General features: G+C 71.1%; 26 protein-coding genes, 3 tRNA genes and 1 pseudogene. 9 read left to right on the forward strand and 21 right to left on the reverse strand.

Annotation, left to right across the window (positions count from 1 at the left end; genetic code table 11):
* Nucleotides 1-113 precede the first annotated feature (113 nt).
* The 5 genes from AB0P24_RS35235 to AB0P24_RS35255 all read right to left on the reverse strand — a co-directional run bounded on the left by AB0P24_RS35235 (nucleotide 114) and on the right by AB0P24_RS35255 (nucleotide 1,575).
* Nucleotides 114-542, reverse strand: a complete 429-nt coding sequence (locus tag AB0P24_RS35235; RefSeq protein ID WP_365801277.1) for a MaoC family dehydratase — start codon at nucleotides 540-542, stop codon at nucleotides 114-116.
* Nucleotides 543-549: 7 nt separating this feature from the next.
* The gene (locus AB0P24_RS35240; protein ID WP_181808226.1) at nucleotides 550-1,014 is read right to left on the reverse strand and encodes a MaoC family dehydratase N-terminal domain-containing protein; all 465 of its coding nucleotides are present in this window, start codon (nucleotides 1,012-1,014) and stop codon (nucleotides 550-552) included.
* A 117-nt stretch (nucleotides 1,015-1,131) separates the two neighbouring features.
* Nucleotides 1,132-1,296 (reverse strand): 50S ribosomal protein L33, encoded by a 165-nt coding sequence (rpmG, locus tag AB0P24_RS35245; RefSeq protein WP_003948671.1) that lies wholly within the window; start codon nucleotides 1,294-1,296, stop codon nucleotides 1,132-1,134.
* An 89-nt stretch (nucleotides 1,297-1,385) separates the two neighbouring features.
* Nucleotides 1,386-1,458: transfer RNA gene (locus AB0P24_RS35250), tRNA-Met, on the reverse strand.
* 44 nt (nucleotides 1,459-1,502) lie between these two features.
* Nucleotides 1,503-1,575, reverse strand: a tRNA-Thr gene (locus AB0P24_RS35255).
* A gap of 268 nt (nucleotides 1,576-1,843) precedes the next feature.
* On the opposite strand from AB0P24_RS35255, the gene AB0P24_RS35260 reads away from it, so the two are divergent.
* Both AB0P24_RS35260 and AB0P24_RS35265 read left to right on the forward strand, forming a co-directional pair.
* Nucleotides 1,844-3,109 (forward strand): amidohydrolase family protein, encoded by a 1,266-nt coding sequence (locus AB0P24_RS35260; protein WP_365801279.1) that lies wholly within the window; start codon nucleotides 1,844-1,846, stop codon nucleotides 3,107-3,109.
* Nucleotides 3,110-3,325: 216 nt separating this feature from the next.
* Complete coding sequence (locus tag AB0P24_RS35265) at nucleotides 3,326-3,982, forward strand: SDR family oxidoreductase (protein WP_365801281.1); 657 nt, start codon at nucleotides 3,326-3,328, stop codon at nucleotides 3,980-3,982.
* 4 nt (nucleotides 3,983-3,986) lie between these two features.
* On the opposite strand, the gene AB0P24_RS35270 is transcribed toward AB0P24_RS35265, so the two are convergent.
* Complete coding sequence (locus AB0P24_RS35270) at nucleotides 3,987-4,199, reverse strand: hypothetical protein (protein ID WP_365801283.1); 213 nt, start codon at nucleotides 4,197-4,199, stop codon at nucleotides 3,987-3,989.
* A gap of 195 nt (nucleotides 4,200-4,394) precedes the next feature.
* Nucleotides 4,395-4,476, reverse strand: a tRNA-Tyr gene (locus AB0P24_RS35275).
* A 224-nt stretch (nucleotides 4,477-4,700) separates the two neighbouring features.
* Between AB0P24_RS35275 and AB0P24_RS35280 the strand changes: the two genes are divergently transcribed.
* A complete protein-coding gene (locus AB0P24_RS35280) occupies nucleotides 4,701-5,189 on the forward strand; it encodes a YajQ family cyclic di-GMP-binding protein (RefSeq protein WP_234534004.1) in 489 nt (162 codons plus the stop codon).
* Nucleotides 5,190-5,284: 95 nt separating this feature from the next.
* Here AB0P24_RS35280 and AB0P24_RS35285 read toward each other — a convergent pair whose 3' ends face one another.
* Nucleotides 5,285-5,551: a GlsB/YeaQ/YmgE family stress response membrane protein gene (locus AB0P24_RS35285; protein ID WP_365801285.1), complete on the reverse strand. Its 267-nt coding sequence runs from the start codon at nucleotides 5,549-5,551 to the stop codon at nucleotides 5,285-5,287.
* A 203-nt stretch (nucleotides 5,552-5,754) separates the two neighbouring features.
* On the opposite strand from AB0P24_RS35285, the gene AB0P24_RS35290 reads away from it, so the two are divergent.
* Nucleotides 5,755-7,014 (forward strand): amino acid permease, encoded by a 1,260-nt coding sequence (locus AB0P24_RS35290; RefSeq protein ID WP_365801287.1) that lies wholly within the window; start codon nucleotides 5,755-5,757, stop codon nucleotides 7,012-7,014.
* Nucleotides 7,015-7,078: 64 nt separating this feature from the next.
* On the opposite strand, the gene AB0P24_RS35295 is transcribed toward AB0P24_RS35290, so the two are convergent.
* The 13 genes from AB0P24_RS35295 to AB0P24_RS35355 all read right to left on the reverse strand — a co-directional run bounded on the left by AB0P24_RS35295 (nucleotide 7,079) and on the right by AB0P24_RS35355 (nucleotide 19,425).
* Nucleotides 7,079-7,645, reverse strand: a complete 567-nt coding sequence (locus AB0P24_RS35295; protein ID WP_365801289.1) for an SMI1/KNR4 family protein — start codon at nucleotides 7,643-7,645, stop codon at nucleotides 7,079-7,081.
* 121 nt (nucleotides 7,646-7,766) lie between these two features.
* Nucleotides 7,767-8,159: a YccF domain-containing protein gene (locus AB0P24_RS35300; protein ID WP_365801291.1), complete on the reverse strand. Its 393-nt coding sequence runs from the start codon at nucleotides 8,157-8,159 to the stop codon at nucleotides 7,767-7,769.
* Nucleotides 8,156-9,019, reverse strand: a complete 864-nt coding sequence (htpX, locus tag AB0P24_RS35305) for a zinc metalloprotease HtpX (RefSeq protein ID WP_294006341.1) — start codon at nucleotides 9,017-9,019, stop codon at nucleotides 8,156-8,158. The genes AB0P24_RS35300 and htpX overlap by 4 nt, the downstream gene beginning before the upstream one ends.
* A 226-nt stretch (nucleotides 9,020-9,245) precedes the next feature.
* Entirely contained in the window at nucleotides 9,246-10,769 is a 1,524-nt protein-coding gene (locus tag AB0P24_RS35310; protein ID WP_365801293.1) for an NADH-quinone oxidoreductase subunit N, read from the reverse strand.
* Nucleotides 10,766-12,340, reverse strand: a complete 1,575-nt coding sequence (locus AB0P24_RS35315) for an NADH-quinone oxidoreductase subunit M (RefSeq protein ID WP_365801295.1) — start codon at nucleotides 12,338-12,340, stop codon at nucleotides 10,766-10,768. The genes AB0P24_RS35310 and AB0P24_RS35315 overlap by 4 nt, the downstream gene beginning before the upstream one ends.
* 6 nt (nucleotides 12,341-12,346) lie before the next feature.
* Nucleotides 12,347-14,341: an NADH-quinone oxidoreductase subunit L gene (locus tag AB0P24_RS35320; protein WP_365801297.1), complete on the reverse strand. Its 1,995-nt coding sequence runs from the start codon at nucleotides 14,339-14,341 to the stop codon at nucleotides 12,347-12,349.
* Nucleotides 14,338-14,715 (reverse strand): NADH-quinone oxidoreductase subunit NuoK, encoded by a 378-nt coding sequence (gene nuoK, locus AB0P24_RS35325; protein ID WP_365801299.1) that lies wholly within the window; start codon nucleotides 14,713-14,715, stop codon nucleotides 14,338-14,340. Before nuoK ends, AB0P24_RS35320 begins: the two co-directional genes overlap by 4 nt.
* Nucleotides 14,715-15,416 carry an NADH-quinone oxidoreductase subunit J gene (locus AB0P24_RS35330; protein ID WP_365801301.1) on the reverse strand — a complete coding sequence of 234 codons (702 nt, stop codon included), beginning with the start codon at nucleotides 15,414-15,416 and terminating at the stop codon, nucleotides 14,715-14,717. Before AB0P24_RS35330 ends, nuoK begins: the two co-directional genes overlap by 1 nt.
* Nucleotides 15,413-15,994, reverse strand: a complete 582-nt coding sequence (locus AB0P24_RS35335) for an NADH-quinone oxidoreductase subunit I (RefSeq protein ID WP_365801303.1) — start codon at nucleotides 15,992-15,994, stop codon at nucleotides 15,413-15,415. The genes AB0P24_RS35330 and AB0P24_RS35335 overlap by 4 nt, the downstream gene beginning before the upstream one ends.
* Nucleotides 15,994-16,962 (reverse strand): complex I subunit 1 family protein, encoded by a 969-nt coding sequence (locus AB0P24_RS35340; protein ID WP_365801305.1) that lies wholly within the window; start codon nucleotides 16,960-16,962, stop codon nucleotides 15,994-15,996. The genes AB0P24_RS35335 and AB0P24_RS35340 overlap by 1 nt, the downstream gene beginning before the upstream one ends.
* Nucleotides 16,959-18,407 (reverse strand): NADH-quinone oxidoreductase subunit C, encoded by a 1,449-nt coding sequence (locus AB0P24_RS35345; protein WP_365801307.1) that lies wholly within the window; start codon nucleotides 18,405-18,407, stop codon nucleotides 16,959-16,961. The genes AB0P24_RS35340 and AB0P24_RS35345 overlap by 4 nt, the downstream gene beginning before the upstream one ends.
* On the reverse strand, nucleotides 18,404-19,024 hold the full coding sequence (locus AB0P24_RS35350) for an NADH-quinone oxidoreductase subunit B (protein ID WP_181806354.1): 621 nt from the start codon (nucleotides 19,022-19,024) through the stop codon (nucleotides 18,404-18,406). Before AB0P24_RS35350 ends, AB0P24_RS35345 begins: the two co-directional genes overlap by 4 nt.
* On the reverse strand, nucleotides 19,015-19,425 hold the full coding sequence (locus AB0P24_RS35355) for an NADH-quinone oxidoreductase subunit A (RefSeq protein WP_365801309.1): 411 nt from the start codon (nucleotides 19,423-19,425) through the stop codon (nucleotides 19,015-19,017). Before AB0P24_RS35355 ends, AB0P24_RS35350 begins: the two co-directional genes overlap by 10 nt.
* Before the next feature lie 259 nt (nucleotides 19,426-19,684).
* On the opposite strand from AB0P24_RS35355, the gene AB0P24_RS35360 reads away from it, so the two are divergent.
* The 5 genes and pseudogenes from AB0P24_RS35360 to AB0P24_RS35380 all read left to right on the forward strand — a co-directional run.
* The gene (locus tag AB0P24_RS35360) at nucleotides 19,685-20,875 is read left to right on the forward strand and encodes a sensor domain-containing protein (protein WP_365801311.1); all 1,191 of its coding nucleotides are present in this window, start codon (nucleotides 19,685-19,687) and stop codon (nucleotides 20,873-20,875) included.
* A 205-nt stretch (nucleotides 20,876-21,080) separates the two neighbouring features.
* Entirely contained in the window at nucleotides 21,081-22,442 is a 1,362-nt protein-coding gene (locus AB0P24_RS35365; RefSeq protein WP_365801313.1) for a sensor domain-containing protein, read from the forward strand.
* Nucleotides 22,443-23,090: 648 nt separating this feature from the next.
* On the forward strand, nucleotides 23,091-23,798 hold the full coding sequence (locus AB0P24_RS35370; RefSeq protein ID WP_362747343.1) for a response regulator transcription factor: 708 nt from the start codon (nucleotides 23,091-23,093) through the stop codon (nucleotides 23,796-23,798).
* Between the two features lie 202 nt (nucleotides 23,799-24,000).
* Entirely contained in the window at nucleotides 24,001-25,929 is a 1,929-nt protein-coding gene (locus tag AB0P24_RS35375) for a 2-oxoacid:acceptor oxidoreductase subunit alpha (protein WP_365801315.1), read from the forward strand.
* A pseudogene (locus tag AB0P24_RS35380) lies at nucleotides 25,922-26,091 on the forward strand (2-oxoacid:ferredoxin oxidoreductase subunit beta); the annotation flags it as partial. The gene AB0P24_RS35375 and the pseudogene AB0P24_RS35380, both read left to right, overlap by 8 nt.

The raw sequence follows: 26,091 nt of genomic DNA on the forward strand, positions 1-26,091 counted from the left end.
GTTAGTGCTCAATTACTAACTACGTCAAGGGCAGGGCGACCGGGCGGCATGCGGCTACACGTAAGGGGCGCCCGCAGTGCGGAGCGCCCCTTACCCGGTCGTGGAGCCGGGGCTCAGCCCAGCCGTACGACCGCTCGCGACATGCCCAGCACCTTCTGCCCGGCGCTCGTCGCCGTCAGGTCGACGCGCACGGTGTTGTCGTCGAGCTTGGCCGCGACCTTGCCGCTGACCTCGATCAGGGCGCCCTGGTCGTCGTTCGGGACGACGACGGGCTTGGTGAAGCGGACGCCGTAGTCGACGACCGCGCCCGGGTCGCCGGTCCAGTCGGTGACCACCCGGATCGCCTCGGCCATGGTGAACATGCCGTGCGCGATGACGTCCGGCAGGCCGACCTCCCTGGCGAACCTCTCGTTCCAGTGGATCGGGTTGAAGTCCCCGGAGGCACCGGCGTACCGCACCAGCGTGGCGCGGGTCACCGGGAAGGTCTGCGCCGGCAGTTCGGTGCCGACCTCGACATCCTCGTACGCGATCTTCGACGTCATCGGATCCTCACGCCTCGCCTTCTGCTGCGTCCGCCGCCCGGGCCACCAGCTTGGTCAGAGCGCTCACCACGAGCTCGCCCGCCTCGTCGTGCACGTCGCCGCGGATGTCGATGACGTCGTTGCCCGCGAGGGACTTGATGGCCTCGATGGTCGAGGTCACGGTCAGCCGGTCGCCGGCGCGCACCGGGCGCCGGTAGGCGAACTTCTGGTCGCCGTGCACCACCCGGCTGTAGTCCAGGCCGAGCTGCGGATCCTCGACGACCTGTCCGGCCGCGCGGAAAGTGATCGAGAAGACAAAGGTCGGCGGGGCGATCACATCGGAATAGCCGAGCGCCTTGGCGGCCTCCGGGTCCGTGTACACGGCGTTGGTGTCGCCCACCGCCTCGGCGAACTCACGGATCTTCTCCCGGCCCACCTCGTAGGGCTCGGTGGGCGGGTAGGTCCGTCCCACGAAGGACTGGTCGAGCGCCATTGGCCCGGCACCTCCTGATATCTGCTGTGATGCCCCACAAACTAGCGGGAAAGCGGTCCCCCGAAACGCCGTGAGGCCGCCCCCTGGCGGGGACGGCCTCACGAACGAGCCTGTTTGTTATCGCGTCTCGCGGTGCGCGGTGTGCGCGTTGCAACGCGGGCAGTGCTTCTTCATCTCAAGACGGTCCGGGTTGTTACGCCGGTTCTTCTTGGTGATGTAGTTCCGCTCCTTGCACTCCACGCAGGCCAGCGTGATCTTCGGGCGGACGTCGGTGGCAGCCACGTGAGTGCTCCTTGACGAACGGATGGGATGGTTTAACGCATAAAAGAGTAGCCGATCGAAGGACCGACCCCACAATCGGCTACTGTCAGTAGCGGTGACCGGACTTGAACCGGTGACACAGCGATTATGAGCCGCTTGCTCTACCGACTGAGCTACACCGCTTTGATGAGATCGACCCCGCCTCGCGGCGGGACCTCTCACACCAGAGCCCCAATACGGAATCGAACCGTAGACCTTCTCCTTACCATGGAGACGCTCTGCCGACTGAGCTATTGGGGCGAGCGATGAAGACATTACACGCTCGGCCGCCGTTCACCCAAATCCGTTTCCCGCCCCCCGTCCCGGCCCCTTCCACACGGCTCGCGGCAGCCTCCCGGGCCCCTTCGGGCACTCCCCCCACGCGCGCGTGCCGAACCGTTCCCCGCAGGTCCGACGGCTCCGGTACGACTATTGCGCTCCTCCCCGCCCCACGCGACTCACCGTCCTAGGCTCGACTCACTCTGCGTGATCTTGAGTCCCATGCCTGGACCGACCCTCATGGAGCGCGATGCCCGACAGCCAGCCGCAGCCGCCCTCGTCGTCCAACCCGCAGGGTTCCTCGGGCTCCTCCGACCCGGTCGCGCTCCTGCTGTCCGGCGCCCGGCTCACCGACGGCCGGACCGTGGACGTACGGCTGGGCTGCGGGCGCATCGAGGCGGTGGGCACGGCCGGCAGCCTGGCGCCGGGGCCGGCCCGCGCGGGCGGCACGCGCGTGGACCTGACCGGCTATCTCCTCCTCCCGGCCCCCGCCGAACCGCACGCCCACGGCGACACCGCCCTCTCCGCCGCACACCGCGGCCCCGTCTCGTACGAACCCGAGGACGTCCAGCGCCGCGCCACCGAGGCGGCCCTGCTGCAACTCGGCCACGGTGCGACGGCGGTACGCGCACACGTGCGCGTGGGCGACGTCCAGGGCCTCGGCGCCCTCGCCGCCGTCCTCCAGGCGCGCCGCTCGCTGCGCGGGCTCGCGGAGCTCACGGCGGTCGCGATGCCACGGGTCCTGACCGGGATCGCCGGCGCCGACGGCCTCGCGATGCTGCGGGACGCCGCGAAGATGGGCGCGTCCGTGGTGGGCGGCTGCCCGGACCTGGACCCCGATCCCGCGGGCTACGCGGAGGCGGTCCTGGAGGTGGCCTCCGAACACGGCTGCCCGGTCGACCTGCACACGGACGCCACCGACCCGGCCCGGCTGGCCCGGCTCGCGGCGATGGCGGGCGGCATGCGCCCCGGCGTGGTCCTCGGCCCGTGCGCCGGGCTCGCGCGCCTGCCCGCCGAGGTGGCCGCGCGGATCGCGGACCAACTCGCCGCGGCCGGCATCACGGTGGTGTGCCTGCCTCAGGGCGGCTGCGGCTCCGTCGAGCGTCGCGGCACGGCTCCGGTACGGCTGCTGCGCGCGGCCGGGGTGCGGGTCGCGGCCGGCAGCGGCGCCCTGCGCGACCTGTCGAACCCCGTCGGCCGCGGCGACCCCCTGGAGGCGGCCTACCTCCTGGCCTCCCGCCACGGCCTGCGCCCCGAGGACGCCTACGACACCGTGAGCGCCGCCTCCCGCGCCACCCTCGGCCTCCCCGAGGTCCGCGTCGAGGCCGGTTTCCCCGCCGAGCTCCTCGCGGTACGCGGCGACCACCTGGCCGGTGCGCTCTCCCTCGCCTACAGCCGGATCGTGGTGCACCGGGGGCGCGTGGTGGCACGCACGAGCGCGGTCCGCGAGTACTGCAACTCGGCGGTGGCCGCCGAACTGGGACTGCCTCGGCAGGGACGGGGGGAGGTCTCCTGAGCGGCGCGGGCACGCGGCGGGAACGCGGGCGCCGGCGGAGGGCGCTAGGCGGGGGGGCGCCGAGTGGGGGCGCTGGCTGGGGCGGGAGCGCTCAGCACGGAGTGCGGCGTCCGCCCGGAGAGCCCGAACCGGACCGGCGCGCTCGGTGGAACCCACGCGCGCGGGGCGCATGAAGTCGTGCGGCGGATGCGGGGCTTCGGGCGTACGGTCTGAGACATGCGCATTGTCATCGCTGGTGGTCATGGTCAGATCGCGTTGCGGCTGGAGCGGCTGCTCTCCGCGCGCGGAGACGAGGTCGCGGGGATCATCCGGAAGGCCGAGCAGGGCGGCGATCTGCGGGCGGCCGGTGCCGAACCGGTGCTGCTGGACCTGGAGTCGGCGTCGGTCGAGGAGGTCGCGGCGCATCTGCGGGGGGCGGACGCGGCGGTGTTCGCGGCGGGCGCGGGACCGGGCAGTGGCACGGCCCGCAAGGAGACGGTGGACAAGGGCGCGGCGGTGTTGTTCGCGGACGCGGCCGTGCGCGCGGGCGTACGCCGTTTCGTGGTCGTCTCCTCGATGGGCGCGGACCCGGCACACCAGGGCGACGAGGTCTTCGACGTGTACCTGCGGGCCAAGGGCGCGGCCGACGCGTACGTGACCGGGCAGAGTGCCCTGGACTGGACGATCCTGCGCCCCGGCGCGCTGACGGACGCGCCGGGCACCGGTCTGGTGCGTCTGGAGGCGCACACCGGCCGAGGTGCGGTCACCCGCGACGACGTGGCCGCGGTGCTGGCGGAGTTGGTGGACACCTCGGCGACGGCCGGCCTGACCCTGGAGCTGATCGGCGGGTCGACGCCGGTCAGCGTGGCCGTGAAGTCGGTGGCCGGGAACTGAGTTCTCAGAACAGCGCCAGCTGACCGGGGAACTCGGGTACGACGTAGCCGTCCAACGAGGGCTGTACGACCCCGATCTGGGCCTGTTGCCGCGAGCCGGAACAGGAGACCAGTTCCCCGGTCTCGCGCGCCCCGGGCGGGTCGTGCCGCGCGAAGCGGCCCGCCACGACGGCGATTTCACGGCGGCACACCGGGCAGGTTCTACGTCGGGAGGACATACGTTCAGTGTGCCCCGGGGCACGGCACCGGACGACGGACCACCGCCCCGGCCGCACCACCGACGTAGCACCCACATGATCTTCATCACGCCGCCGCGCCCGCGCGATTCGGCCCGGCTCAAGGCGTACGCACAGCTACATGACAAAGGGCCCGTGACCTGCTTGATCGCAGGTCACGGGCCCTTCGTTCCCGTGTGGCGGCGCCAGGATTCGAACCTGGGAAGGCTGAGCCGGCAGATTTACAGTCTGCTCCCTTTGGCCGCTCGGGCACACCGCCGGGGGTTTGCCACCAGATCGAACCGCTTTTCGGCGGTGCTCCCTGGCAACGACGTAAACAATACCCGATCCACAGGGGTGCTCCGCCACCCGATTGATCGCCGCCCACGGGACGCGGGATGGCTAGGCTGGTGCGGATGCGGCCCGGTCTCCGCACCGGGCTCGGCGGCCGCCGCGCGCCGGAACGCATCCCGTTACGCCCCCTGATACAAGGAGCCACAGGACATGGCCGACTCCAGTTTCGACATCGTCTCGAAGGTCGAGCGGCAGGAGGTCGACAACGCCCTCAACCAGGCCGCCAAGGAGGTCTCACAGCGCTACGACTTCAAGGGTGTGGGCGCCTCGATCGCCTGGTCCGGCGAGAAGATCCTGATGCAGGCGAACTCCGAGGAACGGGTCAAGGCGATCCTCGACGTCTTCCAGTCGAAGCTGATCAAGCGTGGCATCTCGCTGAAGGCGCTGGACGCGGGTGAGCCGCAGCTCTCCGGCAAGGAGTACAAGATCTTCGCGTCGATCGAGGAGGGCATCTCCCAGGAGAACGCGAAGAAGGTCGCGAAGATCATCCGCGACGAGGGCCCCAAGGGCGTGAAGGCCCAGGTCCAGGGCGACGAACTGCGCGTCAGCTCCAAGAGCCGCGACGACCTCCAGGCCGTGATCGCGCTTCTGAAGGGCCAGGACTTCGACTTCGCGCTCCAGTTCGTGAACTACCGGTAGGCAGCGTCGTCGAAGTACGAGAAGGGCGGGCACCCCGCGGTGCCCGCCCTTCTCGTGCGCCGGCCCCCGCCGGGGAGGTACTCACGGGGAGGTACTCAGTCGCGCGAGTTGCCGAACAGGATGCGGTAGGCGATCAGCAGGACCAGCGAGCCGCCGATCGCGGCCACCCAGGTCGCACCGTCGTAGAAGTTCTTGGTGATCGGGTGGCCGAGCCAGCGCGCCGATATCCAGCCGCCGAGGAACGCACCCACGATGCCGATGAGGGTCGTGCCGATGAAGCCGCCCGGGTCACGTCCCGGCAGCAGGAATTTGGCGATGGCGCCGGCCAACAGTCCCAGGATGATCCAGCTGATGATGCCCATGACCTGAACCTGCCCTTCCGCGCTGTGTTCGCACTGTTCGGGCCCTGTGATTTAGGTCCGGTCCGACCGTGCGGGACAGCTGGTGCCGGACCTGCTGTCCGAGCCGTCCATCTGTGTCCGTCGCGCGTGTGTTTGTGCCTTGTCGATGACGAGGACGCCTGAGCGACACCGCACGGTTGCGGTGATCAGTAGGGTTGCGGCCCGTGACTTCCTCAGCCTCCCCTTCCGGTCTGCGACGCACACTGGGCGTGCGCGACGCCGTGATCGTCGGCCTCGGCTCGATGGTCGGGGCCGGCGTGTTCTCCGCTCTGGGCCCCGCGGCCCGCGCGGCCGGCTCCGGGCTGCTTCCCGGGCTGGCCGTCGCCGCCCTGGTCGCCTACTGCAACGCCATGTCCTCGGCGCGCCTGGCGGCCCGGTACCCGCAGTCGGGCGGCACCTATGTGTACGGGCGGGAGCGGCTCGGCGCCTTCTGGGGGTACCTCGCGGGCTGGGCGTTCGTCGTCGGCAAGACGGCGTCCTGCGCCGCGATGGCGCTCACCGTGGGCGCGTACGTGTGGCCGGGACAGGCGCACGCGGTGGCGGTCGCGGCCGTGGTGGCGCTGACCGCCGTGAACTACGGCGGCATCCAGAAGTCGGCCTGGCTGACGCGGGTGATCGTGGGCGTGGTGCTGGCGGTCCTCGCTTCCGTGGTGGTCATGTGCCTGACGTCCGGGGCGGCGGACGCGAGGCGGCTGGAGATCGGGCTGCCGTCGGGCGTGGGCGGGGTGCTTCAGGCGGCCGGTCTGCTGTTCTTCGCGTTCGCCGGGTACGCGCGGATCGCCACCCTCGGCGAGGAGGTACGGGACCCGGCGCGCACCATCCCGCGTGCGATCCCGCTGGCTCTGGGGATCACGCTGATGGTGTACGCGTGCGTGGCGGTGGCCGCGGTCTCGGTGCTGGGCACGGACGGGCTCGGGCGGGCTGCCGCGCCGCTGGCCGACGCGGTGCGGGCGGCCGGGGCGCCGGGGCTGGTGCCCGTGGTGCGGGTGGGGGCCGCGGTGGCCGCGCTCGGCTCGCTGCTCGCCCTGATCCTGGGGGTGTCGCGGACGACGCTGGCCATGGCCCGCGACGGTCATCTGCCTCCGGCGCTGGCCGCTGTGCACCCGCGCTTCCAGGTCCCGCACCGCGCGGAACTGGCCGTCGGCGCGGTCGTCGCCGTGGCGGCGGCGACGGCGGACGTCCGGGGTGCCATCGGTTTCTCCTCCTTCGGTGTGCTGGCGTACTACGCGGTGGCCAACGCCTCGGCGTGGACGCTGGATCCGGCACCGCGCGCGCGACTGGTTCCGGTGCTCGGACTTCTGGGGTGCGTGATCCTCGCGTTCGCGCTGCCGGTGACGTCGGTGGCCGTGGGGTCGGCCGTACTGGCGGTGGGTGCGGTGGCGTACGCCGTACGGCGGTGGGCAGCGGACCGGCGGACGCGGTGACCGGCACCGCCACCGTGCCCCGCGGCGTGGGACGGTGGTGGCTGCGCTCGGGAGGTCCCGTCTCTCAGCAGGCCTGTTCCGGGGCCGTGCGGGTCCGGATGCCGTCCCAGGGCGCCAGATCCGTGCCCTCGTCGGTCTCCTCGTACCAGCCCGTGCCCTCCAGCCAGACGCGCAGCCAGTCGGTGAGGCTGGGCGCGTCCACGAACCAGGCGCCCTCGGCGTCGTCGGCGTTCGGTTCGTAGAGCAGGACCGTGGCCTGTGGGGTCCGGCAGTCCACGCACGCGTACATGCCGCAGCCCCAGTGGGATATCGGCAGCACGCCCTCGGGCCAGGGCCAGTCCGGGTGCTTGCGGCCGTACTCGCGGTTCGTGAGGTACTGGACGACGGCGGCCGGTTCCCCCGAGGGCGCCGCGTCCAACAGGGGCAGCAGGCCGTACGCCGGGCCGAAGCCGCCGTCGCCCACCCTCTCGTAGAGCGCGGCGAGGAGAGGGGGCAGGGGGAAGCCGAGGGTCTGACCGGCACGGGCGAGCGTGGCGGCGTCGACCGGGGCGGGAAGCGAAGGCCACCCCCACGGGCGCGAGTTGCGGGCCTGTGCGGTCACCCGTGTCAGCAACTGCTCGATCTCGGTCATGGCTTCATGATGCAGGCCGCCACTGACAACCGGCGCGGCCTGTGGACAACCTCCCGCAGACACTCCGGCCTGTGGACAACTCGCGGGCCGTAGGCGCCGGACCGGGTCGGGTGACGGGGTGTCAGCGGGTCGCGAACGGCTGGTCCGTGGGGACGATCTCGCGTCCGAGCGGAAACAGGGAGACCGGGATCAGCTTGAAGTTGGCGATGCCGAACGGGATACCGATGATCGTCAGGCACATCGCGATGCCGGTGACGATGTGGGCGAGGGCCAGCCACCAGCCGGCGAGGACCAGCCACAGGACGTTGCCGACGCAGGAGGGGGCACCCGCGTCGCGCCGCTCCACGGTCGTGTACCCGAAGGGCCACAGGGCGTACACGCCGATACGGAAAGCGGCTATGCCGAATGGAATGCCGATGATCGTGACGCAGAGGATCACGCCCGCGACCAGGTAGCCGAGGAACAGCCAGAAGCCGCTCAGGACGAGCCAAATGATGTTCAGGATGGTCTTCACTGCGGGCGACCTGCCATCTTCTCTAGCCGGGCGATCCGTTCCGCCATGGGCGGGTGCGTCGAGAACATCTTGGACAGTCCCTGGCCAGGACGGAAGGGGTTCGCGATCATCATGTGGCTCGCGGTCTCGATCCGGGGCTCGGGGGGCAGCGGGAGCTGCTTGGTGCCGGCGTCCAGCTTGCGCAGGGCGCCGGCGAGGGCGAGCGGGTCACCGGTGAGCTGGGCGCCGGAGGCGTCCGCCTCGTACTCCCGGGAGCGGCTGATGGCGAGCTGGATGAGGCTGGCGGCCAGCGGGCCCAGGATCATGATCAGCAGCAGGCCGAGGAAGCCGGGGCCGTCGTCGTCGTCCGAGCGGCCGACCGGGATCAGCCACGCGAAGTTGACCAGGAACATGATCACCGAGGCGAGGGCTCCGGCGACCGACGAGATGAGGATGTCGCGGTTGTAGACGTGGCTGAGCTCGTGGCCGATGACGCCGCGCAGTTCGCGCTCGTCCAGGATGCGCAGGATGCCCTCGGTGCAGCACACGGCGGCGTTGCGCGGATTGCGGCCCGTGGCGAAGGCGTTCGGTGCCTCCGTCGGGGAGATGTACAGGCGGGGCATCGGCTGGCGGGCCTGGGTGGAGAGCTCGCGGACCATCCGGTACAGAGCCGGGGCCTCGAACTCGCTCACCGGGCGCGCACGCATCGCGCGTAGCGCCAGTTTGTCGCTGTTCCAGTACGCGTACGCGTTCGTGCCGAGGGCGACGAGGACCGCGACGATCAGACCCGTTCGGCCGAAGAAGCTGCCGATGACGATGATGAGTGCCGACAGTCCTCCGAGGAGAACTGCGGTCCTGAGCCCGTTGTGCCGGCGGTGCACGGTACGCCCTCCAAGTCGTGCGGCAGGGGAACCCTTTGCCTGCGGTGCTGCCTTCCGATCTGCGATGCCACCGGTGTCGTGGTGTCACGTCCAGTGGACCCTCCCGCACTGGTCAACGCCAGGCGACGGTCTCTAGTTCCCTTGTGTCCGCTGTGCGCCGCATGAGCCGTCCGGGTGAGAGCCGCACCCGGCGCGCGTGATGGTCCGCACGCGCGCGTGCGGGGCGTCAGAACAGGCCGGTGGCGGCGAAGCGGAGCACCAGCTGCGGTGCCCCGGAGAGCACGATCCCGAGGGTGCCGGTGAGGGCGAGCGCGGCTGTGAGGGGGGCCGGGAGGCGGTGCCGTGCGGGCTCGCCCTCGGGGGCGCGGAACAGCAGGGCCGTCCACTGGAGGTAGTAGTAGAGGGCGATCACGACGTTGACGGCCATGACGACGGCGAGCCAGCCGAGACCGGCGTCGACGGCCGCGGAGAAGACGGTGACCTTCGCGAACAGGCCGATGATGCCGGGCGGGAGTCCGGCGAGGCACAGCAGGAAGAACGCCAGGAGCAGCGCGGCGAGCGGGTTCCTGGCGTACAGGCCGCGGTAGTCGGAGATCCGGTTGAGCCGCGCCGTACGGGCGACGGCGGCGGCCACCGCGAACGCGCCGAGGTTCACGGCCGCGTACATGAGGGCGTAGGCGACGGTGGAGCCCACGACCTTCTGGGCGTCGTCGGTGTATCCGGCGGCGGCGATCGGCACCAGCAGATAGCCGGCCTGGCCCACCGACGACCAGGCGAGCAGTCGTACCGCGCTGTACGCGCGCGTGGCCTGCTGACGCAGGGCCGCCACGTTGCCGACGGTCATGGTGAGGGCGGCCAGGGCGGCGAGCGCGGGTCCCCAGACGTCGGCGTACGACGGGAAGGCGACGACGGTGACCAGGATCAGGCCGGAGAAGCCGACGGCCTTGCCGACGACCGACAGGTAGGCGGCGATCGGGAGGGGTGCGCCGACGTAGGTGTCGGGCACCCAGAAGTGGAAGGGGACGGCGGCCGTCTTGAACGCGAAACCGACGAGGGTGAGGACGACCCCTGTCTGGGCGAGTGTGTGCAGTTGTCCGTCGACGTGCTGGATCCGGTCGGCGACCTGGGTGAGGTAGAGGCTGCCGGTGGTGGCGTACACGAAGCTGACGCCCAGGAGGCTGACGGCGGTCGCGGTCACCGAGGACAGGAAGAACTTCAGGGCCGCTTCGGAGGACCTCTTGTCGCCGTGCCGGATGCCGACGAGGGCGAAGGCGGGCAGGGAGGCGACTTCCAGGGCGACGATCAGGGTGGCGAGGTCGCGGGAGGCGGGCAGCAGGGCTGCGCCGGCGGCCGAGGAGAGCAGCAGGAACCAGAACTCGCCCTGGGGATAGCGGCGGTTGCCGTCCTTGAGGGTGGTGACGGACAGCAGGGCCGTGAGCAGGGCCCCGGCGAGGACGAGGAACTGCACGACCAGGGTGAACCGGTCGGCCGTGTAGCTGCACGCGCGCGTGGTGCCCGTCAGGCAGAAGGTGCTGCGGTCGTGGCCGAGGAGCGGGAGCAGCAGGAGGGCGGCCGCGGCGAGTCCGGCGACCGAGACCCAGCCGAGGAGCGGCTTTTTGGCCTCGGGTAGGAACAGGTCGGCGACGAGGACGGCCAGGCCGACGACCGCGGTGAGGGTGGGCGGGGCGATGGCGAGCCAGTCGACGGACTGGACGAGGTTCGCGGCCAGGGGGTGGGCCAGGGCGCTCATCGGATGCCTCCTGCGAGGAGCTGCTGCACGGCCGGGTCGGTCAGGCCGAGCAGGGCCTTGGGCCACAGCCCGGCGACGACGGTGAGAACGACGAGCGGGGTCCAGGCCGCGAACTCGTAGCTGCGGACGTCGGCGAGCTTGGGCACCTCCTGCGATGCGGCGCCCATGCAGACGCGGCGGACCACGGCCAGCATGTACGCGGCCGTCAGCAGGGTGCCGAGGGCGGCGATCGCCATGAAGGTGAGGAAGGCCGGGCGGCTCAGGTCGGCGGCGGGCTTGAACGCGCCGAACAGGGCCAGCATCTCGCCCCAGAACCCGGCGAGTCCGGGCAGCCCGAGCGAGGCGACGGCGGCGAACGCGAGCAGTCCGCCGAGGCGCGGTGCCTTGCCGTACAGCGCGGCCCCTGTCTCCTCGGCCAGGGTGTCCAGGTCGGTTGTGCCGGTGCGGTCCTTCAGGCCGCCGACCAGGAAGAACAGCAGGCCGGTGATGAGGCCGTGGGCGATGTTGGCGAACAGGGCGCCGTTGACGCCGGTCGGGGTCATGGTGGCGATGCCGAGCAGGACGAAGCCCATGTGGCCGACGGAGGAGTAGGCGATCAGGCGTTTGAGGTCGCCCTGCGCGCCCCGTCTGGCCAGGTTCAGGCAGGCCAGGGACCCGTAGATGATCCCGACGACCGCGAGGGCGGCGAGGTAGGGCGCGAAGGTGCGGAATCCGTGCGGCGCGACCGGCAGCAGGATCCGGACGAACCCGTACGTGCCCATCTTGAGCAGGACACCGGCCAGCAGGACCGAGCCGACGGTCGGCGCGGCGGTGTGGGCCTCCGGCAGCCAGCTGTGCAGGGGCCACATCGGGGTCTTGACGGCGAGCCCGATCCCGATCGCCAGAACGGCGATGACCTGCACGGATGCGGTGAGCGACCGGCCGTTGTCAGTGGCGAGTGCCACCATGTCGAACGTGCCCGCCTTGATTCCGATCAGGAGCAGGCCGAGCAGCATGACGACGGATCCGAGCAGTGTGAAGAGGATGAACTTCCAGGCGGCCCGGGTGCGCCCCTCGCCGCCCCAGCGGGCGATGAGGAAGTACATCGGGATGAGCACCGTCTCGAACGCGAGGAAGAACAGCAGCAGGTCGAGGACGGCGAAGCTCGCGAGGGTGCCGGACTCCAGGACGAGCAGCAGCGCGACGAAGGCCTTCGGGGGCCCGCCCGCGGGCGGGTTGAAGTACGAGTAGAGCGCGCAGAGGAAGGTCAGCAGCGCGGTCAGGACCACGAGGGGGAGGGAGATGCCGTCGATGCCGAGGTGGATGCGCACGTCGAGTGCGGGGATCCAGCTGATGTCGGTCGTGGCCTGCATTCTCGACGGATGGCCGCGGTCGAAGCCGAGCGCGAGGACGATCGCGGCGATGAGGATCGCGCCGGTCACGGTCACGGCGTGGCGGAGCACGGCCTGCTCCGGCGACTTCCCCTTCAGCCCGGGCGGCGCGGGCAGCAGGGCGGCGACGGCACCGAGAAGCGGGCCGACGACGATCAACGCCAGAAGGAACTGCATCACGGACTCGCTGATATCGATCACGCCTGCTCACGCTCCCGTGGCGACGAGGAGGACGGCGACCGTCAGGACGACGGTGCCGGCGAGCAGCGCGCTCACATAGGTCTGCACGTTGCCGGTCTGGGCGCGCCGTACGGCGGCGCCGAGCAGGCGGGGCAGAGCGCCCGCCCCACGCACGTAGGTGTCGACGACCTCGCGGTCGAGGAACTGGACGAGGCTCGCGGCGGCCAGTACCGGGCGGACGAACAGCGCGTCGTAGACGGCGTCGAGGTGGAAGCCTTCGGCCGCGTGCCGGTGCAGCGGGCCGAGCAGCAGCCGGCCGGGGTCTGCCGGATCGGGTGCGTAGGCCACGTCGCCGAACGCGGGCTCGTGGGCGGCGACGGCCTCGGCCTCGACCAGTCCCGCGTCGCCCTCCGGGTGGGCGGCGACGGCACCCAGCGGGGCGCGGGCCGCCAGCGTCCTGGTGCGCTGCCAGGCGCCGTAGGCGGCGAGTCCGCCGACGAGCGCGAGGCCGGTGCCGAGGACCGACGTGGTGAGGGTCGGGGTGAGGGCGCGGCCGTCGAACCAGCCGGGCAGTGACCGGTAGGCGAATCCGCCGAACGCGAGGGACGGCACGGCCAGGACCCACAGGACCACGGTCATGGACAGCGGCTGCCTGCCGTGGTCGGCTGCCTCGGGTCCACGGCCCCGGAAGGCCAGCAGCCACAGCCGGGTCGCGTACGCGGCGGTGAGCAGGGCGGTGGCCAGGCCGGCGACGAGGACGATCCAGCCGGCGCTGCCGGGAGCGTGCTCGGCGTGGCCGGTGGCGGCGTGTTCCGCGGCGCCGAGGACGGACTCCTTGGAGAAGAAGCCGCTGAAAGGAGGGATCGCGGCGAGCGCGAGCAGGGCCACGGTCATCGTCCAGTAGGCGTCCGGGACACGGTCGCGCAGGCCGGAGGTGCGGGACATGACGGCCAGCGAGTTGGTGCCGGCGGCGTGGATGATCACGCCGGCCGCGAGGAACAGCAGCGCCTTGAAGGCGCCGTGGGACAGCAGGTGGAAGACGGCCGCACCGCGGTCGCCGACGGCGAGGGCGCCGGTCATGTAGCCGAGTTGGCCGATCGTCGAGTAGGCGAGGACGCGCTTGATGTCGTCCTGGGCGAGCGCGGCGAGGGCCGAGCCGACCATCGTGACGGCGCCCATGGCGGCGAGGACGACCATCACGGCCGCGCCGGCCTCGAAGACCGGCAGGAGCCGGGCGACGAAGTAGACACCGGCGGCGACCATCGTCGCGGCGTGGATCAGCGCGGAGACGGGGGTCGGGCCGGCCATGGCGTCGGGGAGCCAGGTGTGCAGCGGGAACTGCGCGGACTTGCCGGCCACACCACACAGAAGCAGCAGGCCGACCAGGGTGGGGTGGTGCAGCCCGCCGTGCGCGACGGTGCCGAGGACCGTGGTGATGCGGAACGACCCGGCGTCGGTGGCCAGCGCGAAGAGGCCGATCAGGAACGGCACGTCGCCGAGCTTGGTGACCAGGAAGGCCTTGATGGAGGCGGCGCGTGCCTCGGGGGTCTCCCAGTAGTGGCCGACCAGGAAGTAGGAGCAGATGCCCATGACTTCCCAGCCGACCAGCAGCACGATCAGGTCGCCGGAGTAGACGACGAGCAGCATCGCGGAGGTGAACAGGGAGACGAGGGCGGCGTACGACGGGTAGCGCGGGTCGTCGCGCAGGTAGCCGGTCGAGTAGATCTGCACGCAGGCGGCGACGAAGGCGACCAGGACGGCGACGAGGGCGGCGAAGCCGTCGATGTACAGGGCGAGTTCGATGGGGACCGAGCCGGTCGGGGTGAGCTCGGTGTGGGCGTCCACGGCTCGGCCGCCGCCCTGGTCGGCGGCGACCGTGCAGGCGAGAGCCAGCGCGGCGAGCGTCGGCAGGACAGCAAGCGGGCGGACGAATCGGGGGGCGGCGCGTCCCAGGAGCAGACCGGCGACGGCGCCGAGGAACGGCAGCAGGGGGACGAGGACGGCGAGGGTGGTCGTGGTCACGCGGTGGCCTCAGCCTTCTCGTCGGCCGCCCCGTCCGTGGGCGTGCCGTCCTCGGGGCCCTCGGCGGTGTCGCGGAGCCGGTCGATGTCGGAGGTGCCGCGGTTGCGGTGGACGGCGAGGACGATCGCCAGGCCGATGCCGATCTCGGCGGCGGCGATGGCGATGGTGAACAGGGTCAGGGCCTGACCGGAGTGCAGGGTGTCCCGGGCGGCCTTGCTCAGCCAGACGTCGAAGGCGACGAGGTTGAGGTTGACGGCGTTGAGCATCAGCTCGACGGACATCAGGACCAGGATCGCGTTGCGGCGGGCCAGGACGCCGTACAGGCCGGTGCAGAAGAGGAGGGCGGAGAGAACGGCGGGATAGGCGAGGTGCATCAGCGGGCGCCTTCCTGCTCGGATCCCTGCTCGGATCCCTGCGGGGATACCAGCTTGGATTGCTGCTCGGCCCCTTGCTCGATCGGGTGAATCCCGGAACCCGTGACGGAAGGGGAACTCCGTGTGACGGCCCGGCCGTTCACAGGGGGCGGGGCCGACTCCGCCTTCGCCTTCCGGGACAGGACGATCGCTCCGACCAGGGCCGCGAGGAGGAGGACGGAGAGGGCCTCGAAGGGCAGGACCCAGTTCTGGAAGAGGCTCGCGCCGGTGACCTTCGTCGAGCCGGCGGCGGCACCGTCCAGGTCGATCCAGGTGGTACGGAAGGCGTCCACGACCACCCAGACCAGGGCGGCCGCGGCGACGACGGCGACGGCCAGCGCGACCCAGCGGTTTCCGGAGTCGGCGTCCGGGGAGCGGCCGATCGGGGCCTTGGTGAGCATCAGACCGAACAGCAGGAGGACGACGACGGAACCCACATAGATGAGGACCTGCACCCAGGCGATGAACTCCGCGGTGAGCAGCAGGTATTCGACGGCGAGCCCGCCGAGGGCGACCACCAGCCACAGGGCGGCGTGCACCAGCTGGCGGGTGGTGACCGTGACGAGGGCGGCGCCGAAGGTGACCAGTCCGACGAGAAGGAAGGCGATCTCCACACCGGTCGGGGACAGGAAGCCGTGCGGCGCCTGGGTGAGCGGGCTCACGCCTCCCCCTCCCCCGGCTCGGTTCGGTCGGTGGCCGGCTCGGCCTGGGCGGCCTGGGCGGCCGCGAGCTTCTCGGCTGTCTTGCGGGCGGCGGCGATCTCCTTCGGTTCCTCCGCGCCGGGGTCCAGGGCTGGCGGGGCCGGGACCGTCCACATCCACTCGCGGAGCTTGTCGCGCTCGTGGGTGAGTTCGCGGATGTCGGTCTCGGCGTACTCGAACTCCGGTGACCAGAACAGGGCGTCGAAAGGACAGACCTCGATGCAGATACCGCAGTACATGCACAGGGCGAAGTCGATGGCGAAGCGGTCCAGGACGTTGCGGCTGCGTTCGCGGCCGCCCGGGGCCGCCGGTGGGACGGTCTCCTTGTGGGAGTCGATGTAGATGCACCAGTCGGGGCACTCACGGGCGCAGAGCATGCAGACCGTGCAGTTCTCCTCGAACAGGCCGATCACACCCCGGGTCCGGGGCGGGAGGTCGGGAAGGGTGTCCGGGTACTGCTCGGTGACCGACTTCCGGGTCATCGTGCGCAGGGTGACGGCCAGGCCCTTGGCGAGGCCGGAGCCAGGGATGGGGGCCACTAGGAGATCACCACCTTGACGATGCCGGTGAGGGCGATCTGGGCGAGAGAAAGGGGGACGAGGAGAGTCCAGGAGAACTTCTGCAACTGGTCCTCGCGCAGCCGGGGATAGGTCACGCGGAGCCAGATCACGACGAAGGCGAGGAGCGCCGTCTTCAGGAGGGTCCACAGCCAGCCGAGGCCGTCGGCACCCCACGGGCCGTGCCAGCCGCCCAGGAACAGGACGGTGGTCAGACCGCACAGGACGACGATCCCGGCGTACTCGGCGAGCAGGAACAGGGCGAAACGCAGGCCGGTGTACTCGGTGTACGCGCCGAAGATGATCTCCGAGTCGGCGACGGGCATGTCGAACGGGGGCCGTTGGAGTTCCGCGAGACCGGCGGTGAAGAAGACCAGGCCGCCGGTGATCTGCCAGGGCAGCCACCACCAGTGGAAGGCGGCGACGATGCCCGGCAGGGAGACGGTTCCGGCCGCCATCGCCACGGACGCGGCGGTGAGCAGCATCGGGAGTTCGTAGGCGAGGAGCTGGGCGGCGGTGCGCAGGCCGCCGAGGAGGGAGAACTTGTTGGCGCTGGCCCAGCCGGCCATGAGCGAGCCGAGGACACCGACGCCCATCACGGCCAGCACGAAGAACACACCCGCGTCCAGGACCTGGCCGACCGCGCCCTCACCGGGGCCGATCGGGATGGCGAGCAGCACGAGCAGATACGGAAGGAGGGCCACCGCGGGAGCCAGCTGGAAGACACGGCGGTCCGCGCCCGCCGGGACCACGTCCTCCTTCTGCGCGAACTTCACGCCGTCGGCGATCAGCTGGGCCCAGCCGTGGAAGCCCCCGGCGTACATAGGACCGAGGCGCCCCTGCATGTGGGCCATCACCTTGTGCTCGGTCTGGCCGACGAGCAGAGGGAAGGTGAGGAAGACGACGAACACGACGAGGAGTCGCAGGGCGACGTCCAGAGCGTCGTTCACTGCGGGCCTCCTGGGGAGTCGTCGTGGGGAGTGTCGTCGGGAGTGACGTGGCCGGGGGTCGGGGCTTCGCGGTCGGGCGGGGCCTCGGAGGGGTGGATCTCGGGGGCCGGGGTCTCGGAAGCCCGGTTCCGCGAGGTTGATGGTTCAGGGCCGGAGTCGTCGGGCGCTTCAGGCCCGGCGGGGTCCGGCTCGGGCTCCTCGGCAGCGGCGGGGCTGGACGCGGCCGGCCCCGGTGCCGTCGGCTCCCCCGTCGGCACCGCCCTCGTCCCCGCGGCCGGCCCCGGCTCGTCGGCCTCGGCCCCGGTTGCCTCCGTCGAGCCGACCGATGTCCCGCGTGGCTTCCCGGCCTCCGGTTCGTCGAAGGCCGGACGGGCGTGGTGCCACGGCGCGTCGGAGCTGCGGGGGGTCGTGGGGCGGGCCGGAGTGGCGGGCACCACCGGCGTGTCCGTCTCCTGCGCACGCTGTGAAGCGGAGCCGCCCGAGGCCGTGCGTGACCGGCGCGGCCCTCGCGGAGCGGCCGGCGGCCCCGCCGCGGGAGTGGTCGCCTGCGCACCGGAGCCTTCCGCGGCGGGCTCCCTGGCGGGCGCTTCTTCCGTACCGGCGGCTGTCCGCTGCGAAGCAGATCCCGCACTCGCGCTCCGTGCCCGGCGCGGAGCGGCCGGGCGACCTGGCGCACCCGCCGCACCTGCCCCGGTCGCCGGAACCGCCCCGGTCGCCGGAGCCGCCGCGGTTGCCTCAGCCGTCCCGGTTGCCTCAGCCGCCCCGGTCGGCTGGCTCGCCGAGCCCTCCGCGGTCGTGCGGGTGCGGCGTACCGGGCGGTCGCCGGCCGTGCGGCCGGCCGCCGGGCGGCCCGGGCGGGCGGGGGCGGGTGGGAGCTGGCCTTTGAGGGGGCCCCACTCGTTGGGGTCGGGGACGCCCGCGGGGAGCGTCTGGCGCCGCCTGGGGCCACCGTGGTCGGACTCGCCCGGTTCCTTGGCGCCGGGCCAGGCCTTGGCGACGCGGGCGGCGAGGACGAAGTCCTTGCGGAGGGGGTGGCCTTCGAAGGTTTCCGGGAGAAGGAGGTGGTCCAGGCCGGGGTGGCCGGTGAAGCGGACGCCGAACATCTCGTGGGTCTCGCGTTCGTGCCAGCGGGCGCCCGCGTAGACGCCGACGGCGGACGGGAGTTCGGGGGCGGCGTGCGGGACGGTCGTACGAAGGAGCAGACGGCGGACCGGGGCGAGGGCGACGACGTGGGCCGAGACGCGGAAGCCGGTGCCGGGTTCGTCGACCGCGCTCAGCCAGTCGAAGTAGGTGCAGGAGAGGGTCGTACGGGCGATCTCCAGGCCGGCGAGCCAGGAGGAGGGAGGAATGTCGACGGTCAGGACGCCGTAGGACTCGTCGGCTGTGGCGTCCGTGCCGAAGAGTTCCTCGACGGGGGCCGGCAGCCAGCCGGCCTGGGCCGTCATCGCGCGTCCCCTTCGCTCTCGTCCGCCGTGGCGGCCGGGGGCCGGACCAGGCCGCTCTGGAGGGCCGCGGCGGACGGACGGAGGGTGCCGTAACGCTCGCCCAGGGACTCCGCGGCGATCTTCTCCTGGAGTTTGAGGATGCCCTGGAGGAGCGCCTCGGGGCGCGGCGGGCAACCGGGGACGTAGACGTCGACGGGGATGATCTGGTCGACGCCCTTGGTGACGGAGTAGGAGTCCCAGTAGGGGCCGCCGCAGTTCGAGCAGGCGCCGAAGGAGATGACGTACTTCGGTTCGGGCATCTGCTCGTACAGGCGCTTGACCGCCGGGGCCATCTTGTCCGTGACCGTGCCCGAGACCACCATCAGGTCGGCCTGGCGAGGGCCCGGCGCGAAGGGGATCACGCCGAGGCGGATGAAGTCGTGGCGGGCCATCGACGCGGCGATGAACTCGATCGCGCAGCAGGCGAGGCCGAAGTTGAAGACCCAGAGCGAGTAGCGGCGGCCCCAGTTGAGGACGACCTTCATCGGTTCGGGGGCGAGGCGGGCGAGCGCGCCCAGCCGCTTCGGCTCCGGGAGCAGCACGGGCTCCGACGGCGTCACGTCCGGCGTCACGTCCATGTCAGGACGCCCTTCTTGTATGCGTACAACAGGCCGACGGTGAGAAAGCCGAGGAAGACGAACATCTCCACGAGCGTGGTCGCGCCGTAGCCGGGGGCGGCGAAGACCGTCGCCCAGGGGAACAGGAAGATCGAGTCGACGGCGAAGATGACATAGAGGAAGGCGTAGACGTAGTAGCGGACCTGGGTGTGGGCCCAGCCCTCGCCGACGGGGTCGACGCCGCACTCGTAGGTGAGGAGCTTCTCGGGGGTGGGGACCACCGGGCGCAGCAGCCGGCCGGCGCCGAAGGCGACGGCGACGAAGATCACGCCGACCAGCGTCATCAGCCCCACGACCGAGTAGGACGCGAAGTAGCCCGCCGCGACGGCCACGGTCGGCTCACCACCCACCGTCTCCCGCATCGCCCGTCCCTCATTCCCTCGACTGACCACAGGCCCGAACCGGCCCGGTGCCGTGACCTCAGTCAACTCTTGATTCGACGATCTGTACGCACGGGAGTCTAGGCCCTGATAAAGACACGGTAAGCAGCCCGTCACGCGGTGGGACAGGGTGGAGCCCCGAGAGGAGACACAAGACCGGGGCACCGGGGGGCTTTCCCCAGGACGGGCCCGGCGGCGAACTCCATGGCGTCGCGCCACGGCACACGGCACGCTGGCGCATATGACCGCATCCGCACCCCGATCCCTCAGCTTCGCCGACGGCGGAGAAGACCGTGAACGACTGCCGCCCGTGCGCTTCGCCTACGACGGTCACACCTGGAAGGAGATCGCGCACCTCCTGCTGAACCTGCCCGTGTCGCTGTTCGGCTTCGTCTACGTCGTCACGACGGTGTGGGTGAGCGGTGTACTGACGCTGACGGTGATCGGCATACCCCTGCTGGCCGCGACCCTGCTGGGCGCCCGGCAACTGGGGAAGCTGGAGCGGGCCCGCGCGCGTGCGCTGCTCGGGGTGCGAGTGGAGGAGCCGACCCCGCTGCCCCGGGCCAGGCGGGGTGCGGGCACCCAGCGGCTGTGGATGACGTTGAAGGACCCGGTGGGCTGGCGGACGCTGCTGTACGACTTCATTCGGCTGCCATGGGGCATCCTCACCTTCTGCACCACGCTGACCTCGCTGTTCGTGCTGTGGCCGGTGCTGCCGTTCATCGCGCGCGGGCTCGCGAACGTGGACCGGGCGCTGGTGCGCGGGCTGCTGTCGCCCTCCGACGAGCTGGAGCGCCGTATCGCCGAGCTGGAGTCGGACCGGGGGGTGGTCGTCGACACGGCCGCCGCCGATCTGCGGCGCATCGAGCGTGATCTGCACGACGGGGCCCAGGCCCGGCTCGTCAATCTGGCGATGGGGCTGGGTCTGGCGAAGGAGAAACTGCTGGAGGATCCCGACGCGGCCGCGGTGATGGTCGAGGAGGCGCACGGCGAGGTGAAGCTGGCGCTCCAGGAGCTCAGGGATCTCGCCCGGGGCATCCATCCGGCGGTGCTGACCGACCGGGGGCTGGACGCGGCGCTGTCGTCGGTGGCCTCCCGCTGCACGGTGCCGGTCCAGGTGACCGCCGACCTGCCGTCCAGACCGGCGCCCGCGATCGAGGGCATCGCCTATTTCACCGTCTCCGAGCTGCTGCAGAACATCAGCAAGCACAGCGGGGCGCGTACCGCCTCGGTGGACGTGTGGCGGGCCGACGACCGGCTGCTGATCCAGGTGCGGGACGACGGGCGTGGCGGGGCGAGTCTGGACGGCGGCTCCGGGATGCGCGGGCTGGCGGACCGGCTGGGTGCGGTCGACGGCCTGTTCGTCGTGGACTCCCCGGCCGGCGGTCCCACGACGGTCACCGCGGAGCTGCCCTGGCGCGACCGGGCGTAGCCGGGGAACAGGGCGGACGGAACAGGAGGGGGGTGGGGAAAACCCCCCGTTCAAGACGCCGACGGACTCCATGGTCCGTGGACCTGCGGCACAGCAGGGTGGAGGAGGTTCGGCAGGACGGGCCGGTGAAGCCCGTGAAGCCCGTGAAGCCCGTGAAGCCGATGGGGCGGGGCTGGACCGGACAGGACAGGAGGGGACGGCGCCGATGGCCACGGAATACGGACACGAGTACGGGTACGGGTACGGGCAGGACCACGGATACGGCCACGAGCCGTACGGGGAGCGTCGGCATCGGGTGCCGGCCGTGCTGCGGGCGCCGTTCGAGGCGCGCAGCCGGCGTGAGTTCGGCTATGTCCTGCTGGGTCTTCCGGTCGGCGTCACGCTGTTCGTGTGGACCGTGACGATGCTGTCCCTCGGCGTCGGTCTGCTGGTCACCTTCGTCGGGATCCCGCTGCTGGCGGTGGCCCTCGCCGGGTGCCGTGGCTTCGGGACACTGGAACGGGCACGCGCGCGTGCGCTGCTGAAGCTGGAGGTGGCCGATCCGGAGCCGCTGCGGATGCGCAAGCCGGGTTTTTTCGCCTGGGTCGGCGCGGTCCTGAAGAGCGGCACGTCCTGGCGTCATCTGCTGTACGCGGTCCTGCAGTTCCCCTGGTCGATGTTCTCCTTCGTCGTCGCCCTCAACTTCTGGGCGTACGGCTGGGCGCTGCTGACGTATCCGCTGTGGTTCTGGGTGTTCCCGGTGTGGGTCGGGCAGGGCGGGCTCCAGCTGTATGGCGACGCGCACCACAGCGTCTACCTCGACAACCCGTTCGAGATCACCGTGACCGCGCTGGTGGGACTGCTGTTCACGTTGGCCACGCCGTGGATCGTACGGGCGCTGACGCTGGTGGACCGGGTGCTGGTCCACGGGCTGCTGGGGCCGTCGAAGCTGGCGTCGCGGGTGGTGGAGCTGGAGTCGGACCGGGGGATCGTCGTGGACGCGGCGGCCGCCGATCTGCGGCGGATCGAACGGGATCTGCACGACGGGGCGCAGGCACGGCTGGTGGCGCTGGCCATGGATCTGGGGCTGGCGAAGGAGAAGCTGCGGGAGGATCCGCAGGCCGCGGCACGGATGGTGGACGAGGCGCACGGTGAGGTGAAGACCGCGCTGCAGGAGTTGCGGGACCTGGCCCGCGGGATCCATCCGGCGGTGCTGACCGACCGGGGGCTGGACGCGGCGCTGTCCGCGGTGGCCTCGCGGTGCACGGTGCCGGTGCGGGTGGAGGTCGACCTGACGGAGCGGCCGGCGGCGGCGATCGAGGGGATCGCGTACTTCACGGTGTCCGAATTGCTACAGAACATCAGCAAGCATGCGCGGGCGAGTGGGGCGGTGGTGGATGTGTGGCGGAGTGCGGACCGGTTGATGCTGCAGGTCGTGGACGACGGGGTGGGGGGTGCGGACACGGCGCGGGGGTCGGGGCTGGCGGGGCTGGCCGAGCGGCTGGACGCGGTCGACGGGGTGCTGGTGGTGGACTCGCCGGTGGGTGGGCCTACGCGGGTGACGGCGGAGTTGCCCTGGCGTGGCTGAGGGCGGGTTCTCGCCCCCGCCGCCCCTACCCGTCCCGTCCTCCAGGGGGTGGGCCCCCTTCGACCGCCCGCTCCGGGGGCTGCCGCCCCCGAACCCCCGCATCGGCCTGAACGGCCTCGTCCTCAAACGCCGGACGGGCTGGTGGGTGGAAGGCGCGGACCGGTCTTCGTCCTCCAGCACCGGACGGGCTGGTGGTGGGGGGTGCGGACCGGTCTTCGTCCTCCAGCGCCGGACGGGCTGGTGGGGGGTACGGGTCGGCCTTCGTCCACCAACGCCTGACAGGCTGATGAGGGGGTACAGACCGGCCTTCGTCTTCAAACACCCGACGGGCTGGTGGGGGGACGGACCGGCCTTCGTCCACGAACCCCCGACAGGCCGGTGGGGCGTACAGACCGGTCTTCGTCCACAAACCCCTGACAGGCCGGTGGGGCGTACAAGCCGCCCTTCGTCCACAAACACCCGACAGGCCGGTGGGGGGGCGCAGACCGGCCTTCCTCCGCAAACGTCGGCGGGATGATGAAACGCCATACAGGCTGGTTGTCGGCCGGCGAAGGCGCGGGCAGGCGGCCTGATTGGTTTGTCGCCTCTTCTTGGCTGCACGCACTCCGATCCGAATGCTGGAATGCTGGACTTTCGGACAGGGCAGGCATGTACGCCGGACGGGGTGTGGGGGGCCGGAGAACAGTGGAGGACAGGGTGCGGGTGGTCATCGCCGAGGATTCCGTGCTGCTGCGGGAGGGACTGACCCGGCTTTTGACCGACCGGGGGCATGACGTCGTCGCGGGCGTCGGGGATGCGGAGGCGCTGGTCAAGACCATCGCCGAGCTGGACGCGCAGGACGCGCTGCCGGACGTGGTCGTGGCGGACGTGCGGATGCCGCCGACGCACACCGACGAGGGCGTGCGGGCCGCCGTACGGCTGCGGAAGGCGCATCCGGGGCTCGGGGTGCTGGTGCTCTCGCAGTACGTGGAGGAGCGTTATGCCACCGAACTGCTGGCCGGTTCCAGCAGGGGCGTGGGGTATCTGCTGAAAGACCGGGTCGCGGACGTCCGGGAGTTCGTGGACGCCGTGGTGCGGGTCGCCGAGGGCGGTACGGCGCTCGATCCGGAGGTCGTCGCACAGCTGCTCGGGCGGAGCAGGAAGCAGGACGTGCTTGCGGGCCTCACCCCGCGGGAGCGGGAGGTGCTCGGGCTGATGGCCGAGGGGCGGACGAACTCGGCGATCGCGCGGCAGCTGGTCGTGAGCGACGGAGCCGTCGAGAAGCACGTCAGCAACATCTTTCTCAAGCTCGGACTCTCCCAGAGCGACGGTGACCACCGGCGCGTTCTGGCCGTTCTGACGTATCTGAACTCCTGACGGGCCGACGGCACCGTGTCGGCACCCGAAGGCGACCAGGGGGAGGGAAAATCGTGACAAGTCAGGGCGACAGGTCGTCTCAGAAGTCTGTCCAGCATGCGAGCTGGCACGGGAAGGCGACCCTAACCGACGTAGGGTTGATTGCGGGATGGTCCGTGGGACGACCACGCCCGGGCAGCCGCCTCGAAGGAGGTCCAGTTCAGTGACCAGCCAGGTCAGCAGGACAAGGGAACAGGCCGACGGAACCGTCGTGGGAGAGCAGCGCAAGCCGGACGGTGTGAAGGCCGTCCGGCGCCTGGATCGGGTGATCATCCGGTTCGCGGGGGACTCGGGTGACGGTATGCAGCTCACCGGTGACCGGTTCACGTCGGAGACCGCGTCCTTCGGCAATGATCTGTCGACTCTTCCCAATTTTCCGGCCGAGATCCGGGCCCCCGCAGGCACTCTGCCGGGGGTTTCCTCGTTCCAGCTGCACTTCGCCGACCACGACATCCTCACTCCGGGTGACGCGCCGAACGTGCTGGTCGCGATGAATCCGGCCGCGTTGAAGGCGAACATCGGGGATCTGCCGCGCGGCGCGGAGATCATCGTCAACACGGACGAGTTCACCAAGCGGGCGATGCAGAAGGTCGGCTACGGCACCTCGCCCCTGGAGGACGGGTCGCTCGACGGCTACAGCCTCCACCCGGTGCCGTTGACCACGCTGACCGTGGAGGCGCTGAAGGAGTTCGACCTCAGCCGGAAGGAGGCCGAGCGCAGCAAGAACATGTTCGCGCTCGGTCTCCTGTCGTGGATGTACCACCGGCCGACCGAGGGCACGGAGAGATTCCTGAAGCAGAAGTTCGCCCGCAAGCCGGAGGTCATGAACGCCAACCTGGCGGCCTTCCGGGCGGGCTGGAACTTCGGCGAGACGACCGAGGACTTCGCCGTCTCGTACGAGATCGCCCCGGCGACCACGGCGTTCCCGGTGGGCACCTACCGCAACATCTCCGGGAACCTGGCCCTGGCGTACGGCCTGGTCACCGCGAGCCGGCAGGCGGATCTGCCGCTGTTCCTGGGTTCGTACCCGATCACCCCGGCCTCCGACATCCTGCACGAGCTCAGCAAGCACAAGAACTTCGGCGTGCGCACCTTCCAGGCCGAGGACGAGATCGCAGGCATCGGCGCGGCCCTGGGCGCGGCCTTCGGCGGTTCGCTGGCCGTGACGACGACCTCCGGTCCCGGCGTGGCCCTGAAGTCGGAGACGGTCGGACTCGCGGTCTCCCTGGAGCTGCCGCTGCTGGTCGTCGACATCCAGCGGGGCGGGCCGTCCACCGGACTGCCGACCAAGACCGAGCAGGCGGATCTGCTGCAGGCGATGTTCGGCCGCAACGGCGAGGCGCCGGTCCCGGTCGTCGCCCCCAGGACTCCGGCCGACTGCTTCGACGCGGCGCTGGAGGCGGCCCGGATCGCGCTGACCTACCGGACCCCCGTGATGCTGCTGTCCGACGGCTACCTGGCCAACGGCAGCGAGCCCTGGCGGATCCCGGAGCTGGAGGAGCTGCCCGATCTGCGGGTGCGGTTCGCGAGCGGCCCCAACCACACCCTGGAGGACGGCACCGAGGTCTTCTGGCCGTACAAACGCGACCCGCAGACCCTCGCGCGGCCGTGGGCGATCCCCGGCACGCCCGGCCTGGAGCACCGCATCGGCGGTATCGAGAAGCAGGACGGCTCGGGCAACATCTCCTACGATCCCGCCAACCACGACTTCATGGTCCGCACCCGGCAGGCCAAGATCGACGGCATCGTCGTCCCCGACATCGAGGTCGACGACCCGGACGGCGCCAGGACCCTGGTACTGGGCTGGGGTTCGACGTACGGGCCGATCACGGCTGCGGTACGGCGGCTGCGCGCGGCCGGCGAGCCGATCGCGCAGGCGCATCTGCGGCACCTCAACCCGTTCCCGAGGAATCTCGGCGCTGTGCTGAGGGGCTACGACAAGGTCGTGATCCCCGAGATGAACCTCGGTCAGCTCGCCACCCTCATCCGGGCGAAGTACCTGGTGGACGCGCATTCGTACAACCAGGTCAACGGCATGCCGTTCAAGGCCGAGCAGCTCGCCGCGGCGCTCAAGGAGGCCATCCATGACTGACGCCCTCACCGACGCCACCGACGGGCTGCTGCAGCTCGTCCCCAAGGCCGAGGCCAAGCAGTCCATGAAGGACTTCAAGTCGGACCAGGAGGTGCGCTGGTGCCCGGGCTGCGGTGACTACGCGATCCTGGCGGCCGTGCAGGGATTCATGCCCGAGCTGGG

It is taken from the genome of Streptomyces sp. NPDC086519 (assembly GCF_040686075.1).
Classification (GTDB): Bacteria; Actinomycetota; Actinomycetes; order Streptomycetales; family Streptomycetaceae; genus Streptomyces; species Streptomyces shenzhenensis.

Bases quoted from the DNA above. Each gene is read 5' to 3' on its own strand.
- AB0P24_RS35235 (WP_365801277.1), bottom strand. From the start codon at position 542: ATGACGTCGAAGATCGCGTACGAGGATGTCGAGGTCGGCACCGAACTG.
- AB0P24_RS35240 (WP_181808226.1), bottom strand. From the start codon at position 1,014: ATGGCGCTCGACCAGTCCTTCGTGGGACGGACCTACCCGCCCACCGAG.
- AB0P24_RS35260 (WP_365801279.1), top strand. From the start codon at position 1,844: ATGCCCGACAGCCAGCCGCAGCCGCCCTCGTCGTCCAACCCGCAGGGT.
- AB0P24_RS35265 (WP_365801281.1), top strand. From the start codon at position 3,326: ATGCGCATTGTCATCGCTGGTGGTCATGGTCAGATCGCGTTGCGGCTG.
- AB0P24_RS35270 (WP_365801283.1), bottom strand. From the start codon at position 4,199: ATGTCCTCCCGACGTAGAACCTGCCCGGTGTGCCGCCGTGAAATCGCC.
- AB0P24_RS35280 (WP_234534004.1), top strand. From the start codon at position 4,701: ATGGCCGACTCCAGTTTCGACATCGTCTCGAAGGTCGAGCGGCAGGAG.
- AB0P24_RS35285 (WP_365801285.1), bottom strand. From the start codon at position 5,551: ATGGGCATCATCAGCTGGATCATCCTGGGACTGTTGGCCGGCGCCATC.
- AB0P24_RS35295 (WP_365801289.1), bottom strand. From the start codon at position 7,645: ATGACCGAGATCGAGCAGTTGCTGACACGGGTGACCGCACAGGCCCGC.
- AB0P24_RS35310 (WP_365801293.1), bottom strand. From the start codon at position 10,769: ATGAGCGCCCTGGCCCACCCCCTGGCCGCGAACCTCGTCCAGTCCGTC.
- nuoK (WP_365801299.1), bottom strand. From the start codon at position 14,715: ATGCACCTCGCCTATCCCGCCGTTCTCTCCGCCCTCCTCTTCTGCACC.
- AB0P24_RS35345 (WP_365801307.1), bottom strand. From the start codon at position 18,407: ATGACGGCCCAGGCCGGCTGGCTGCCGGCCCCCGTCGAGGAACTCTTC.
- AB0P24_RS35350 (WP_181806354.1), bottom strand. From the start codon at position 19,024: ATGGACGTGACGCCGGACGTGACGCCGTCGGAGCCCGTGCTGCTCCCG.
- AB0P24_RS35355 (WP_365801309.1), bottom strand. From the start codon at position 19,425: ATGCGGGAGACGGTGGGTGGTGAGCCGACCGTGGCCGTCGCGGCGGGC.
- AB0P24_RS35360 (WP_365801311.1), top strand. From the start codon at position 19,685: ATGACCGCATCCGCACCCCGATCCCTCAGCTTCGCCGACGGCGGAGAA.
- AB0P24_RS35365 (WP_365801313.1), top strand. From the start codon at position 21,081: ATGGCCACGGAATACGGACACGAGTACGGGTACGGGTACGGGCAGGAC.
- AB0P24_RS35370 (WP_362747343.1), top strand. From the start codon at position 23,091: ATGTACGCCGGACGGGGTGTGGGGGGCCGGAGAACAGTGGAGGACAGG.